This window comes from Pedobacter sp. (assembly GCF_039594775.1).
GTDB lineage: Bacteria > Bacteroidota > Bacteroidia > Sphingobacteriales > Sphingobacteriaceae > Pedobacter.
Genome location: NZ_JBCNMT010000005.1, coordinates 139,357 through 155,560 on the forward strand (window position 1 = coordinate 139,357; position 16,204 = coordinate 155,560).

Sequence of the window (16,204 nt, forward strand, 5' to 3'; positions counted from 1 at the left end):
GTTTATAAATCTGTGTTATGTCGCTGACTTATAATTTTTAATTATTTTATGTATACCAACCCTGAAATAAATTCAGGGTGACGCAAAATAAACGTTCCATCATGCTGATCACAAAGTAGCTGCGAAGCAAATTTAGTTCAGCATCAGTTTTACAGGTTAATTACCAGTAAGTTCGGAGTTGACTCAAGTTATAAGAGTTGATGCTATTTACATTCAGTTGGAGCAAAATCAAATTTCCCCCTTTCAAAGTTAATTGGTTTGTCCTTTGCAAAGTAAGACCTGCCCATGGTAGTTTCTATAATGCCGACACCCATTTTCAAATGGCCATCTTTTTTGATGAATGCCAAAGGATTTGAAAATTCTGTAGGATTTTGGCCAGTTTTAAAAGTATAGTCTACAAATAAAGTATCTCCTTTAAACTCACCTCTTACAATACCATCATTATGAGGTTTTTCCTTATAGTTGATGACCAATTTACCTTCGACTTTTGTACTGTCGATGATGTTGATGTTCATGACCGCGCTATCACCTTCAAAAGCTGAGGTGTAACATTGGGTCACTGTATCGGCTACAGCTTTGCTCGCATGATCATCGGTTTGTTTGTTGCCACTTTGATTACAACTGTAAGCCATTGGCAATGCCAAAACGGCCCATGCAAAGTTTCTAAGTTTCATTTTCATCATTTTATATTTATTTACGTTAATAAACTCTTTTTTCAATAGAAATGTTTAATCTATTGAATTGATGATAGCGAAAAGCGCTTTCCATAAAGTCTTCCAAACCTTTTTTTGCTACCAATAAATAGTGTATAAAATTGTAACTATAGCAATAACCAATAATGCTCCTATGGTAAATGCCCTATTGGTTTTAAACATGCTTGGGTCTATCTCTAATCCACTCGTAACTGGTTTTTTCTTGTTTTCTATCACAGATATAATGTACATGCCTGTTACGCAAAGTAAAAATACGATAGCCATTCTATCAATAAATGGGATTTCATAGATACCTTTGGCATTAGGTACTGAAAAGTTAATGCTCGATAAGAAGGAAAGATCCATAAAATCAGGAGAAAACTTAAGGATTACCGAAAATACAAAGCCTCCAATGGTAGCGAACAATGCAGCATTTGAGGTGGTTTTTTTCCAAAAGAAACCTAAGATAAACATGGCAAAAATACCTGGGGATACAAAACCAGTATATTCCTGTATGTATTGGAAGCCTTGTTTCCCTTCTCCCATTAAAGCATCGCCAACCACTAAGGCCAAACCTGTTCCTAAGAGCATAGAAACTAAAACGGCAATTTTTCCAATGCCCACCAACTTTTTCTCTGAGGCATCTTTGTTGATTGCTTTTTTATAGATATCTAAAGTGAAAATAGTGGCAATACTATTAGCTTTTCCTGCCAAAGAAGCGACAATAGCCGCGGTAAGTGCAGCAAAAGAAAGACCTTTGAGGCCCACTGGGAGTAAAGTTAAAAGTGCTGGATAGGCTTTGTTTGGATCTTGAGCCCCTGATGAGGTTAATAGGCTGTCGGCACTGATATCGCCCATGTTGTTTTTAATAATGTAGTACACCGCAATACCTGGAATTACCACAATAATAGGCATCAAAAGTTTAAGGAATGCTGCAAATAAAAGACCGTTCCTAGCCGTAGGCAAGGATGCGCCTAAGGCACGCTGAGTGATATACTGGTTACAACCCCAATAACTCAAATTGGCAATCCACATACCTCCGATTAAAACACTAATGCCCGGTAAATCCATATAATTCGGATTGTTGGGTTTAAAGATGAGATGGAAATGTTCAGATGCTCCGTTATGTAAATTGGTGAATCCATTTAAAACGCCTTTTCCTTCGGAAATAATATCCAAGGCCAGATAAGTAGCAACCAATCCTCCCAAAACCAATACAAATACTTGGATCACATCAGTATAGCCAATTACCTTCATTCCGCCAAGGGTAATGATAATAGCAAAAGCTGCAAGTAATACAATACAAAGAGTAATGTTAAGTCCAGAAATACCACTAATGGCTACGGCTCCCAAATAGAGGATAGACATAAGGTTAACGACAATATAAAGCATTAACCAAAATATGGCCATGATCATTCCAACAGTGCCGTTATAGCGCTGGTTGAGGAATTGCGGCATGGTAAAAATCTTATTCTTAAGATATACCGGCATGAAAAAGACAGCTACTACAATGAGGGTAACTGCGGCCATCCATTCATAAGCCGCTATGGCTAATCCCATTTTAAAGCCAGAACCGCTCATGCCTATAAATTGTTCGGCAGAAATATTGGAAGCAATGAGCGAAGCACCAATTGCCCACCAGGTTAAGGATCCTTCTGCCAGAAAATAGTCTTTGGAATCGGTAGTTGCGGATTTCTTTTTGTAATAGATGTATAATCCGTAACCGGCTACTACCACAAAGTAAACTAGGAATACAATGTAATCCTTAATATCGAGTAAACTGCTATTCATTTAGTTTTAGTTATTTGGCTTTATACCTAGCAATTTACAAAATCAATGTCGCAAACGTTAAAAAAAATGCTAGTTATTCTAAAAAGAGGTCCTCGTCGTCTGTTAAACTTAATTGTATATTATCACTTCCAGCAATTCCTTCAATGGAACCCTTCACGTGAGCGGCGTTCAATAGGACTTTGTCCAGTTGTTTTTCCCTTGCTTTCCAGAGTTTTTCCATTGCGTCTCTTTCCTTTTGGATGGATAGCTTCATGCTTAAGAAACCTTCTCTAATTGCTTTCCACTGTTCAGAAAATTCATTGCTAGTCAAATAATCATAAAGCATGTGCATTTTATCGCCTTTGTTTTCTTGCGATTTGGCAGCGTTGAATAAGCGTAAAATACCGTCACGTAAAACGGCAGCTAAAGCCTGTACTTCATTGAAAGTACAAATCCAAACACCGTCCTTTAAACCAAAGCAGCTCATGTCTTTTGGCATGTTTTGCGTAACTAGTACCGCAATTTCAGCGCCCTGGCTACGCATGTCTGCCTTTAGTTTCTCTATCCAATCATTAGCAAAGGCAACGGTACGTTTACTCTCATAAATGATGTGTCCGCACTCTTGTCCGAAATTATTCCTTACCGTTTGAATACAATCAGCTCCCCGTACGCCCTTGCCAACTTCTTGTACCAAATCAAAAGGGAACGAGTTGCGTAGCAGTTCCTCTAATGCCAACTCTTGGATTTCGCCCTGTAATTGCATAGAACCCTGTTCCGCCTTGCGCTTCATCTCTTCCGCCAGCTTCTTTTGATCCTCTAGTTGTTTATCTTTTTCTGCCAGTTTCATCTTAAAATCAAGCTCGGCTTGTTGTAAACGCTGGTTTTCGATATTCCTAATATCTATGGCCATTTTTTCGCGTTCTTCGGTAAGCTTTTTTTGTATGGACAGGTCAAGCTCCTCTTCTTTTCGTTTTAAGTCGTTGGCCATCTGCAAATATTCCAACTCTTTCTGACGGGCGGTTTTTAGCTTTTCTTCGTTTTCTTTATTGGCTTCGTCAAGCAGTTTCAGCCTGTTTTCAAAATCGGCACTGATAGACTTGCGCAAATTTTCAGAGACACTGGCCTGTAAAGCTTCTTTTTCCTTTGCCAAACGTTGCTCAAAAGCTTGTTCTTGTAATTTCTTTTGGTTCTCAAAAGCCTCTTCTTGCTGTTTTTTAGAGCTTTCAATCGCATCCAATTTTTTGCGATACTCATCTTCCTTTTGCTTGGTAAAGGATTGCATTTTTTCTCGCAAGTCTTTTTTATACTCTTCCACCATTACTTCTTCTAAAGGAAATGAATGATTACAGCTAGGGCACTTGATTTCTGTTGACATAATAAAATTTGTTGTTTCGGAAAAAGAGTATCAAAATTAAGCATTGTTAACCACAGATGCACGGATAATATTTTTGATTGCTAATAATGATATTGAAATTATCAAATCAGTTGCATGAATTTGATTTTTATTTATCTGTGCATCTGTGGTTAATTAATAGCCAAAAACGTAATTTTACACATCAACTAAATCCGAATGTTCAGCCGTATTTTAAATGCTTATAGAACCTCGTTTTCTGGCTTAAGTCGGCAAACCTGGATACTCAGTCTTGTAATTTTAGTCAATCGTTGCGGTTTTATGGCTGTGCCCTTCATGGGCTTATATGTCACACAGGCACTGCACCGCTCTGAGTCAGATGCGGGAATTATTATTTCGTTATTTGGCTTTGGATCTATTGCTGGGGCAGCCGTTGGAGGAAAACTTACTGATGTTTTTGGTTTTAGGCCGGTGCAAATTATTGCAGCTTTATTGGGCGGAACATTTTTTCTGTTTTTTGCAATGGTTGAAGATTTTACTTGGCTTTGTGTATTGTCAGTGGTCATTAGTTTTTTTTCGGAAGCTTTTAGGCCAGCCAATTATGCCGCCATTGCTTCTTATGCGGCCAAGGGTACAGAAACTAGATCCTACTCATTAAACCGTTTGGCTACTAATATTGGTTGGGCAGTAGGGGTTAGTATGGGTGGTATTATTGCATCATTTAACTATAAATTACTTTTTATAGTTGATGGTGGCGTAAGTGTATTGGTAGCCATAGCCATATTCTTTTTACTTCCTGCTAAGAAGCTCCAACATCAAACAGCTCAGGAAAAAAGGGCAATGAATGTAAGAAAGCCTTGGGAAGATATGCCTTTTATAAAATTTCTTATCCTATCGGCCATGTTTACCACCTGTTTCTTTTTAATGTTTAGGGTGGTGCCAGTTTTTTATAAGGAAGTTTGGCATTTGAATGAAGCGTTGATTGGATTTATTCTTGGCATTAACGGCGTAGTTATTGCCTTGATGGAAATGGTGATGATCAGCAAAATTGAAAATAAGAGGTCTCCTATTTTTTATATTGTGATGGGAGTGATTATTGTATCACTCTCCTTCGCAGTTTTACTGTTGCCTAAATTTATTCCTTTGGTATTGGCGGTGCTCAGTATCTTGCTTTTTACCTTTGGAGAGATGTTCTCTCTTCCATTCTTCAATACTTTTGTAGTGAAGCGCAGTAACGAATATAACCGGGGGCTTTATGCCGCTGGCTATACGCTAAGTTGGTCGGTGGCGCAAGTGGTAGGGCCTACGAGTGGTTTTTACATTGCCGAAAAATTTGGCTATAATACACTTTGGATCGCTGTAACGGCTTTATTGGTTTTTTGTGCCTACTTTTTCAGCAGGTTAAAATTGACCGAAGAATAAAAAATAAATCTTTTTTAAAACCTTTTGTGCCAAGGCTTGTTTAACCTCTAACAAAATCAGTGTTAAACCGTATAGACTATTTAAATTAGCCACATGAAAAAACGCATCCATGTTTTAGAAGATGACAAAGACATTGCTTTCATTATTGAATTTTTATTGAAAGATGAAGGTTACGAAATCCAAGTATCATCTACCTTTAGTGAACTAAAAACAAAGCTTAAAGACTCTATTCCAGATTTATTTATCCTAGATGTGATGCTGCCGGATGGAAACGGTATCGATATCTGCAGAGATTTGAAAACTGATGTTTTTACCAAACATATTCCGGTAATTGTGATGTCGGCAAATGTTCGTAGTAAAGAATTGAGCGAGAGCGTAAGTCCTGATGACTATATCAGTAAGCCTTTTGATCTTGATTACATTGAAAGTAGGATCAAAAGATTGATTGGCGAGAAAAAAGTAGCTTAAACCTTAATCAGACCTCATACTCAAAACCTGTCAGGACGTGTTCTAGGCAGGTTTTTTTGTGTCATAAATATTTCTGACAAATAGATGATATGAGAAATTAAAAGTGTTTATACCTTTGTTTAACGGTGTTAAATAATTTTATGGCACTATAACTCATGGGAAGTAAAGAAAGAATACAGCGTCAAAAAGATGATACCAGAAAAGGTATCTTGGCCGCTGCTTTACAAATTGTGAAACAGGAGGGTTGGGCCGCATTAAGTATGCGAAAAATTGCGGATGTAATTGAATATACGGCGCCAATCATTTACGAGTACTTTCCAAACAAAGAAGGAATCCTGTTGGAACTGACTAGGCAAGGTTATATCAACTTAGGATTAAAAGTTAAAGAAGCCAGAGATAGCAAGACCAATGCAGAAGATCAATTAGAGGCCATGTGGTTAGCTTACTGGGATTTTGCTTTTGAAGAAAAAGAATATTACCAGCTGATGTATGGCGTTCAGGTTAACTGTTGTGAGTTGTACAAGAAAATGCCGGAAGCGGAATATACCACTGATTTGTTTTACGATGCCATTGAAAAATTGTTGACTAAACAGCCGGTATCAGAAGACACTTCTTGTTTAAAATATTATACTTTTTGGTCGTTAATCCACGGATTAGTATCTATCAACCTTGTCCAAAAAGGTGCTAATGATGAGATTAATCAGCAAATTTTAAGAAGTGCTATCAAGGCAATCATTAAGACCATTAACGACTAAAATTTTTTTCGCCCTCAATTTAACAGTGTTAAATTAATTATTAACGTAAGATAAAGTAATAAAATCCCCAATATCATGAATCATATATACAAACATCACCCTCAATTTAACAGTGTTAAATTATTTAACGAATGGATAATTTTGTTTATCATCACCATAGTGCTATTTCTTACCAGCTGTACAGCAAAACCTGAGCAGATGGCCGCCGCTGCACCACCTTTATTGCCCGTAACTACGGTAACTACTGGTGAGCAACAAACTTTTGTCGATTATCCAGCTGCGATACAAGGAACTACGGACGTGGAAATCAGACCTCAAATTGCAGGTACTATTGACCGAATTTTTGTGAACGAAGGCCAGTTGGTAAGCAAGGGCCAGTTGTTATTCCAAATTTCGGAACTGCCTTTTAAGGCACAATTGAATAATGCCAAAGCTGCACTACAGGCTGCGCAGGCTGCAGTTTTAAATGCTCAATTAGAAGTCGATAAATTAACACCTTTGGTGCAAAGTAAGGTAGTTTCAGATTTTCAACTGAAGACTGCAAAAACTACTTATCAAATTGCATTGGCCAATGTTGAACAGGCTAAAGCAAGTGTAAACAGTGCACAAATTAATTTGGGCTATACCCAAATTAAAGCACCAAGTAGCGGTTACATCGGGCGTTTGCCCAAAAAACAAGGAAGCTTAGTTGCTCCTACAGATCCTGAAGCGCTTACCCAACTTTCGGATGTAAATCAAGTGTATGCCTATTTCTCTTTGGCAGAAACTGATTTCATCAACTTTAATGCTAAATACGAAGGAAATTCTGTAGCGGATAGAATTAAGCATTTGCCTGCCGTATCATTGGTTTTGGCAGATCAAAGTGTATATCCAGTTAAGGGAAAGATAGACATGATCAATGGTCAGTTCGATAAAACTACTGGTTCAATTACCTTAAGAGCAGTTTTTGCCAACTCAAAAGGCTTATTAAGATCTGGTAATACCGGAAAAATTAGATTAGGCCTGTCTCACGATGATACGATGTTGATTCCACAGTCTGCAACGGTAGAAATGCAGGATAAGATCTTTGTGTTTGCTGTTGGGAAAGACAACAAAGTAAACAAAGTGGCTATTGCTATCGATGGAAAAGCTGGTACCAACTATTTAATTAAAGACGGCTTAAAATCGGGAGATCAAATCGTTTTAAGTGGTTTAGATAAACTTCAAGATGGGCAACTTATTCAGCCAGATAAAAAAGGTGAAAAAATAGCCCAATTAATTTCTAAAAATTAACAATAACATAATGTTCAAAATATTTATACAAAGGCCGGTACTTGCCACGGTTATTTCCATTTTATTGGTAATACTTGGGGTGCTTGGTTTAACTAAGTTACCGCTTCAACAGTTCCCAGATATTGCTCCACCGTCGGTTTTGGTTACTGCGGTATATCCGGGTGCGAATGCCGAGACGGTTTTGCGTTCAGTAGCACCATCTATCGAAGAATCGATTAACGGGGTGGAAAACATGACTTACATGAGCTCAACGGCCAGTAATGATGGTTCATTGGCCATTACGGTTTTCTTTAAATTAGGTACCAATGCGGATCAGGCGGCGGTAAATGTTCAAAATAGGGTAGCTCAGGCTACCAGCCAATTGCCTGCCGAAGTGGTGCAACAAGGTATTACCACTGCAAAACAACAAAATAGCTTTATCATGGCTATTGGGATGTTTACAGAGGACGAGGCGAAATATGACCAGACTTTCGTGGCCAACTATGCCCAAATTAACATTATTCCGGAAATCAAAAGGATCCCTGGGGTAGGAGCTGCCAGTATTTTTGGTGGAGTAAAAGATTACTCGATGCGTGTTTGGTTAAACCCAACACAAATGGCTACTTATAAAGTTACGCCTAACGAGGTAATGGGTGCTATTCAGGATAAAAGCTTGGAGGCTGCTCCTGGTAAATTTGGAGAGCGAAGCAAAGAGGTTTTTGAGTATGTAATTAAGTACAAAGGCAAACTAACCAAGCCCGAAGAATATGAAAATATTGCGGTAAGAACTAATGCGGATGGTTCTATACTCCGTTTAAAAGATGTGGCTAGGGTTGAACTTGGTGCTTATTCTTACAACAGTTTAACGCGTTTAAATGGGCAGAAAGGGGTTGTAATTGGGGTAATCCAATTGGCAGGCTCTAACTCTAACGAAATACAGATTGCCATTAATAAGCTGATGGAGAAAGCTTCAAAAGATTTTCCAAAAGGGATTAAGCACAATATTTTTTATAGTACAAAAGTCGCCTTGGATCAAAGTATTGATCAGGTAATCCATACATTGATTGAGGCATTTATTCTAGTGTTTATTGTTGTATTTATCTTCCTTCAAGACTTTAGGTCAACGTTGATTCCTGCTATTGCAGTACCTGTAGCTATTTTGGGTACATTCTTTTTCATGCAGTTGTTTGGTTTCTCCATTAACTTGCTCACCCTATTCGCTTTAATCTTGGCCATTGGTATTGTGGTTGATGATGCGATTGTAGTGGTGGAAGCAGTGCATGCCAAAATGGAACATAAACACTTGCCACCCAAAGTGGCTACGCATGAGGCCATGAGCGAAATTACAGGGGCTATTATTTCCATTACCTTGGTGATGGCCGCGGTATTTTTACCTGTTGGTTTTATGGAAGGTTCAACGGGCTTGTTTTACCGTCAGTTTGCCTTTACTATGGCCATTGCCATTGTCATTTCTGCGGTTAACGCTTTAACCTTAAGTCCTGCACTGGCTGCCTTGTTTTTAAAAGACAATCATAAGGCAGTTAAAGAAGGTGAGGTACCAGTTAAAAAGGGCTTTAAGGAAAAATTCTTTAGTGGTTTTAACAGCAGCTTTAATGCCATGACCAACCGTTATGTGAGCAGTCTGAAATTTTTGGTGAAAAACAGATGGTTAAGCTTGGGTGGTTTGGCGGTCATTACCATAGTGACGATTTGGATGGTTAGAACTACTCGTACGGGTTTTATTCCTACGGAAGATCAGGGCTTTATCGCAATTTCGGTATCAACACCTTCGGGAACTTCTTTGGATGGAACCCAAAAGGTAATGACGGAAGCAGAGAATACTTTGAAGAAGTTAGATGCATCGAGGTTTGTAACGGCCATTTCGGGTTTTAACTTGCTAACCAACTCTACTAGTCCGTCGGCTGCGGTAGTTTTCGTATTGCTTAAGCCTACAGAAGAAAGGGGTGCTGTGAAGAATATCGACGAAATCATGAACCAAGTGAGGGGACAACTGGCGGGTATACCTGGGGGTAGTTTCTTTGTATTCAGTTTCCCAACGGTGCCTGGTTTTAGTAACGTAGAAGCCTTAGATATGGTACTGCAAGACAAAACAGGAGGTAAGCTGGATAAATTTAGTGGCATTTCGCAAAACTTTATTGGCGAATTGATGAAACAACCAGCCATTGCGGTAGCATTTACCAGTTTCAAGGCTGATTACCCTCAATTGGAATTAGATATTAACCAGGAAAAGGCCGACCAGTTAGGAGTGAACGTAAAAGATATATTGCAAACGATGCAGGCTTATTTTGGTAGTGCGCAAGCATCTGACTTTAACCGATTTGGAAAGTATTATAGGGTAATTGTACAGGCCGATATTGCCGATAGAGCAGATCCAGCTTCTATTGATAGGGTGTTTGTGAAAAACAAAACGGGTGAAATGGTGCCTATTAATACCTTGGTGAATTTGCGCCGTATTTATGGGTCGGAAACTGCTTCAAGATATAACCTGTTTAATTCTATCGCCATTAATGCAATACCAAAACCAGGCTTTAGTTCGGGTGATGCTATTAAAGCGATTGAAGAAGTCGCCGCTAAACAATTGCCAGCAGGCTATAGCTACGAGTTCTCTGGCCAAACAAGGGAGGAGATTTCTTCTGGTGGACAGTCGGCCGTGATTTTTATTCTGTGTTTGGTATTTGTTTACTTTTTATTGGCCGCTCAATACGAGAGTTATTTGCTGCCTTTGGGAGTTATCCTTTCTATTCCAGTGGGAATATTTGGAGTGTTCTTGGCCATCGGCTTTGCTGGTATAGAAAACAACATTTACGTACAGGTAGCTTTGGTCATGCTTATCGGCTTGCTCGCTAAAAACGCGATTTTGATTGTGGAGTTTGCGGCACAGCGCAGAAGGGCTGGTAAACCGTTGATTGCTGCGGCATTGGAAGCGGCGAAATTGAGGCTGCGTCCTATCATCATGACATCTCTTGCTTTTGTGGTGGGACTGATCCCGATGATGTTTGCCACTGGACCATCGGCACAAGGTAACCATAGTATTAGTATTGGTGCAGCGGGAGGTATGGTTTCCGGCGTAATTTTAGGGTTGTTCATCATCCCCGTACTCTTCATCATCTTCCAATATTTACAGGAAAAGGTAACTGGTGCTCCATTGGCAGAAATCAATGCAAACCCTCAGCATAAACATGAGGAAATTAAATAATATAAAATCATGAGAACATTCATATATAGTTTTTTAATCACCTTCATTTTGGGGAGCTACGGTTGTAGCATTCCCAAAAATGTGATTAACCCGATACGGGATACGCCTTCGCAGTACAGAGGGGTAGTTCAAACTGATACCACAAGTATCGGAAATATTTTAGTCAAGGATTTTTTTGCGACGAAGACTATTCAACGCTTGATTGATAGTGCCATTGAGCGAAATATTGATTTACAGATTGCTATTAAAAATATAGATGCGGCCAATTTGCTGTTAAAGCGGGCTAAAATGGGGAATCTTCCACAGTTAAATTTGCAGGTGACTGCCAGTTCAAATCGTCCTTCTGATAATAGTTTGAACGGGCTTAGTGCTTCGCAGTTTTTGAAGACTACCCACGTTGAAGATTATAATGCCAATTTGGCCCTGAGCTGGGAAGCTGATATTTGGGGTAAAATCAGCAAGCAAAAAGAGGCTTCATATGCTACTTATTTACAGAGTGCGGAAGCGAAGAAAGCGGTGCAAACGAGGATAGTTGCCACGGTGGCGACTAGTTTTTATCGTTTGCTGTTGCTTGACGAGCAGTTAAGCATTGCCAAAAGAAATTTGGCACTTAGTGATAGCACTTTGAAAATGGTGAGTAAGCAGTTTGAGGTAGGTCAGGTAACTTCACTGGCGGTAGAACAAACGGAAGCGCAACTGCTTAAAGCTAGCCAGCTTATTCCACAAATTACCCAGGAAATCAGCATCCAGGAAAATGCATTGAGCGAACTGACAGGTAGATTTCCAACAGCGATAGAACGTTCGGAAACATTAGCGCAATTAGAAATTTCAACGCAATTGGCCGTTGGCATTCCATCCATCATGTTGGCTATTAGACCGGACGTGAAGAGTGTAGAACTTGGTTTGAAAATAGCGAATGCCAAGGTTGGTGTTGCTAATGCGAGCTTGTACCCATCGTTAACGATTTCGGCAAGTGCGGGTGTTAACTCTTTTAAGGCCAGCAATTGGTTTAATGTTCCTGCTTCGTTATTTGGAATTGTTGGTGGGGGCATTACCCAACCTATTTTCAATAGAAAGGAATTGAAAACGCAATTTGAATTGGCGAAGGTGGAAAGGGAAAAGTCGGTATTGCTGTTTAGACAGGTGGTAATACAGGCAGTAGTTGAGGTATCGAATGAGCAATCTAAATTGGAAAATCTAAAAACGGAGTTTGGCATTGCCCAAAATAGGGTACGCACTCTGAAATCGGCAGTGAAAAATGCAGATTTATTATTCAAAAGCGGAATGGCCAATTATTTAGAGGTAATTACTGCGCAATCTAATCTGTTGCAGGGCGAGCTTGATTTAGCAGGTTTGAAGACGGCGCAGTTAAATGCTAGTGTAGAATTGTACAGAGCTTTGGGTGGAGGCTGGCAATAAGGCATAGTATGACAACAATTAAGGATTCATTTCGTTAATGTTGGTTTTTAAAGCAGCGGCCTAATTGGTCGCTGTTTTTTTAACCCTCTCTCCCTAAAAATGGAGAGAGAAGAGCTTAGGAAAGGTTGTGAGTGTATTGAGCGGATGAAGTTAAAAACGATTAAGCACTACCAATTCATTCAGGCCTCGTAGGTTTTCAAAACCTATGAGGTCTTGCTTTATCAGCAATGGGTTTGTCAGGTTTAGCCCATAAATGTGCCTTGAGGGATCCGCCGCATTGATAATGATAATAAAACAAGCTATCTTGCCGTTTTTTATTTCTAAAACTTATTATTAACACAAATGAATACAAACCAAATTAAAAGATTGGTTGCCTTAGCATTATTGGCAACAGGTCCTTTTATTGCGTCTGCCCAATCGCAAAAGAAAAACTGGTACAACTTAGATCTTAAAGCAGATAGCGTTTTTGGGATCAGTACTGAAAAAGCATACAATGAGTTATTAAAAGGTAAAAAATCGACTACTGTAATTGTTGGTATCTTGGATAGTGGTGTTGATGGGGTTCACGAGGACCTAAAGTCTGTAATGTGGGTGAACAAAAAAGAAAAAGCCGGTAATGGTAAGGACGATGATAAGAATGGTTACATAGATGATGTTAACGGCTGGAGCTTTTTAGGTGGAAAGGGAGGTAATATCAACCAAGAGGCATTGGAGCTTACTCGTTTGATACGTCGTGATGCCGCCCGTTTCGCTAACGTTACTGAAGAGAATGTAACTGCTAATGACAGACCTGCTTTTGAGGCTTATTTAGCTATGAAAAAGGAGTTTGATAAAGGTTTGGCAGAAGCTAAAGCAAACCTTGCTGGCTATACAGGATTGAAAAATGGCGTAGAAAGTATTGTTAAAAAATTAGGTAAAGAAAATCCTACTTTGGAGGATGTGAAAGGCTTTACACCGGAAGGACAGGCTGAAAGTACTGCTAAAAATGCTTTGCTTAGGGCTTTGGCCAATACTGATTATAAAACTTTCTATGAAACTAGAGTAAAAGCTGGTTATGAGCATTTTTATGATCAGGTTAATTACAATTACAACTTAACTTTTGATCCGCGTAATATAGTTGGTGATGATGAGAACAATAGCAACGAACGCATTTATGGTAACGCCGATTCTAAAGGACCAGATCCATCGCATGGTACACACGTAGCGGGTATTGTTGGTGCAGATAGAAAAAATGATATTGGCATTAAAGGTGTTGCCGATAATGTATTGTTAATGGCGGTACGTAACGTGCCTAATGGTGATGAGCGTGATAAAGATGTTGCTAATGCTATTCGCTATGCGGTAGATAACGGGGCGAAGGTTCTGAACATGAGTTTTGGTAAAGCTTACTCACAAGATAAAAAAGTAGTAGACGATGCTGTGAAGTATGCAATAAGTAAAGATGTTTTATTGGTACACGCAGCAGGTAACGATAACAAAAACCTTGATGTAGAGACTAATTTCCCAACTAACAAATATGAGGACGGTACTCTAGCAGAGAACTGGATTACAGTTGGTGCATCAACTCCTTATAACGATCGTAGACTTAAAGCAAGTTTTTCTAACTACGGAAAAACTTCCGTAGATGTATTTGCTCCAGGTTTCGGTATCTATTCTACTTATCCAGATCAAAAATATCAAGATAACAATGGTACGAGTATGGCTGCTCCAGTGGTAGCTGGTTTGGCGGCATTAATTCGTTCTTACTATCCGAAATTATCAGCTAAGCAAGTAAAGGAAATCATCATGAATTCTGTAGAGAAAGCAGATGCTTTGAAAGATATTTCGGTTACTGGTGGTGTAGTTAACGCTTATAATGCGTTGAAATTAGCTGCAACCTATTAGAATTAAAAGTTTTAAAAGGCAAAAGTACGAATTGCCTATAAAAAGCCTCGATGTTAGCGTCGGGGCTTTTTTATTTGTCGCTCATTTCGATAATCGTAACGAGCGGAGAAACTTAACCATAAAGAAATAATTGTTTTTAATGAGGATAAAAGAAAAAGATTTAGCCTCGCTATTTTCTTTGTATCTGTTCGCGATTTACACAAGGTCGAAATGACAAATTATGTGCGTTATTGCAGTCATAGTGGGTTGTGTTTTCATCTTGAAACAGCAAAGGTTTAGTATATATTAAAAAAATATTTTTTCAGGTGTAACGAATATTAATTGGAGTCTACTTATAGGCATTAGTGTTTAGCTTGTATAATTATGCCTATTACTGCTTTTCTTAAGTTTTTAAATCAATTGTATCCAATGAAACCGCATTTGCTAGCTTATTTGGCTGATAAAGCAACGACATCTTTCTTTAATAAAGGAAGATTTTTAATTAGCCCGTTGGACAAGGAGGATTGTTTGTATTTTTTATCTAGCGGGGCCGTTAGGGGCTTTACTAAAATTGGTCAAAAGAAAATTACCACTTGGATTGCTGTTGAAAATAATTTAATTGGACGCTTAAGGGCAAGGGAAACCGATGACGAAGTGGAGGAATATATCGAGGCTATAGAACAGTGTGAGGTAGTGAAGGTCAGTAGGACTTTGTTAGACGTACTTTATCTTAACAATTTTGAGCTTAATTACATTAGCCGAGTGCTGGGGCAAAATTTATATGCTGCTACCGAAGAACGGGCCTTTATTTGTAGGTTGCCAACGGCTGAAGAAAAGTATAAGCGCTTTTTAATGGTTTATCCCGATTTGAATGGTAGGGTGCCTTTAAAGTATATCGCATTTTTTTTGGGACTTTCGGTGGAAACGCTCAGTAGGGTAAGAACAAAAATAGCTATTAAGGACAATATATTGAAGGTAAGAATGATACATGAAAAGTCTTGATATTTGTCAATATTTATTTTCTTTCGCTATTGGAATATCATCAATATTGGCGTTTTTTGTGTTAAAATCAAGTGTTATGGACTATTTGCTTGCATATTTCAAACCAATAAATCAAATAAATATTTTCTGCGATAAGGTATTTCTAAAATAAAATGCCAAAAACTTTATTAAAAGGCGATTCTCTTTATCCTAATACAAGGATTGTATTAGTACTCTTTGACTTTCGTGTATTCTAGGGTAGATGAATTTGTTTTACCCTATCGAAAGTTAAACTGCTTTTAACCTTTATTTATCTTGAAGTTGGAGAGAATCCTGCTTTGCTTCAATCTCAACGCTCAAATTTTTATGCCAGTTACCATATTTTTTAACTATTTAAATCAAATATATCCTTTAAAGGAACATTTAGTAACCTACTTATCTGAAAAGGTAACTACCGTTGAATTCAAAAAAGGTAAGTATTTGATTAGCCCGTTAGACAAGGAAGATTGTTTGTTTTTTGTAGTTAAGGGAGCCGTTAGAGGCTTCACTAAAATCAACACTAAAAAAATTACTACATGGCTTGAAGTCGAGAATGTGCTCATTGGTCGTATTCGAAGTATTGACGGCCTTGGCATCACAGAAGAATATATTGAAGCAATAGAAGATTGCGAATTAGTGGTTATCAATAAAGAAATGCTAAATTATCTATATGATAACTATTTTGAGATTAATTATATAGGTCGTGTGTTAATTGAGCGCTCTTATGCTGCCGCAGAAGAACGGGCCTTCATTGCTAGGCTACCGTCTGCCGAATCCAAGTACTTAAGGTTTTTAAAAGCCTATCCACATCTAATAGAAAGAATTCCTTTACGATTTATTGCTTCTTTCCTTAATGTATCCGAAGAGACATTGAGCAGGGTTCGTACCAAAATTGCCAAATGTAACAGGCTTAACCTATAGGCTTTTTTTTGTTGAATGAGTAAAAGAAATATTGATTTTTATCAAGGTCATATTC

At 38.5% G+C, this 16,204-nt stretch carries 12 protein-coding genes; 9 read left to right on the plus strand and 3 right to left on the minus strand.

Going from position 1 to position 16,204, the window contains the following annotated elements:
* Positions 1 to 203 precede the first annotated feature (203 nt).
* The 3 genes from ABDV71_RS13575 to ABDV71_RS13585 form a co-directional block, all read right to left on the minus strand.
* Positions 204 to 674, minus strand: a complete 471-nt coding sequence (locus ABDV71_RS13575; protein WP_343533443.1) for a hypothetical protein — start codon at positions 672 to 674, stop codon at positions 204 to 206.
* A gap of 117 nt (positions 675 to 791) precedes the next feature.
* Complete coding sequence (locus tag ABDV71_RS13580) at positions 792 to 2,483, minus strand: sodium/sugar symporter (protein ID WP_343533445.1); 1,692 nt, start codon at positions 2,481 to 2,483, stop codon at positions 792 to 794.
* A gap of 73 nt (positions 2,484 to 2,556) precedes the next feature.
* Complete coding sequence (locus tag ABDV71_RS13585) at positions 2,557 to 3,837, minus strand: DUF2130 domain-containing protein (protein ID WP_343533447.1); 1,281 nt, start codon at positions 3,835 to 3,837, stop codon at positions 2,557 to 2,559.
* Positions 3,838 to 4,032: 195 nt separating this feature from the next.
* Here ABDV71_RS13585 and ABDV71_RS13590 point away from each other — a divergent pair, with 195 nt between their 5' ends.
* From ABDV71_RS13590 to ABDV71_RS13630, 9 genes are all read left to right on the plus strand, one after another.
* Entirely contained in the window at positions 4,033 to 5,235 is a 1,203-nt protein-coding gene (locus tag ABDV71_RS13590; RefSeq protein ID WP_343533449.1) for an MFS transporter, read from the plus strand.
* A gap of 93 nt (positions 5,236 to 5,328) precedes the next feature.
* Positions 5,329 to 5,703 (plus strand): response regulator, encoded by a 375-nt coding sequence (locus ABDV71_RS13595; protein WP_343533450.1) that lies wholly within the window; start codon positions 5,329 to 5,331, stop codon positions 5,701 to 5,703.
* 155 nt (positions 5,704 to 5,858) lie between these two features.
* A complete protein-coding gene (locus ABDV71_RS13600; protein WP_343533451.1) occupies positions 5,859 to 6,458 on the plus strand; it encodes a TetR/AcrR family transcriptional regulator in 600 nt (199 codons plus the stop codon).
* Between the two features lie 75 nt (positions 6,459 to 6,533).
* Positions 6,534 to 7,730: an efflux RND transporter periplasmic adaptor subunit gene (locus ABDV71_RS13605; RefSeq protein WP_343533452.1), complete on the plus strand. Its 1,197-nt coding sequence runs from the start codon at positions 6,534 to 6,536 to the stop codon at positions 7,728 to 7,730.
* A 10-nt stretch (positions 7,731 to 7,740) separates the two neighbouring features.
* A complete protein-coding gene (locus tag ABDV71_RS13610) occupies positions 7,741 to 10,926 on the plus strand; it encodes an efflux RND transporter permease subunit (protein ID WP_343533454.1) in 3,186 nt (1,061 codons plus the stop codon).
* 9 nt (positions 10,927 to 10,935) lie between these two features.
* Positions 10,936 to 12,345, plus strand: a complete 1,410-nt coding sequence (locus ABDV71_RS13615; protein WP_343533455.1) for a TolC family protein — start codon at positions 10,936 to 10,938, stop codon at positions 12,343 to 12,345.
* A 342-nt stretch (positions 12,346 to 12,687) separates the two neighbouring features.
* On the plus strand, positions 12,688 to 14,229 hold the full coding sequence (locus ABDV71_RS13620) for a S8 family peptidase (RefSeq protein ID WP_343533456.1): 1,542 nt from the start codon (positions 12,688 to 12,690) through the stop codon (positions 14,227 to 14,229).
* 408 nt (positions 14,230 to 14,637) lie between these two features.
* Positions 14,638 to 15,210, plus strand: a complete 573-nt coding sequence (locus tag ABDV71_RS13625; protein ID WP_343533457.1) for a Crp/Fnr family transcriptional regulator — start codon at positions 14,638 to 14,640, stop codon at positions 15,208 to 15,210.
* A gap of 345 nt (positions 15,211 to 15,555) precedes the next feature.
* Positions 15,556 to 16,149, plus strand: coding sequence for a Crp/Fnr family transcriptional regulator (locus ABDV71_RS13630; RefSeq protein WP_343533458.1), 594 nt, complete (start codon positions 15,556 to 15,558; stop codon positions 16,147 to 16,149).
* Positions 16,150 to 16,204 lie beyond the last annotated feature (55 nt).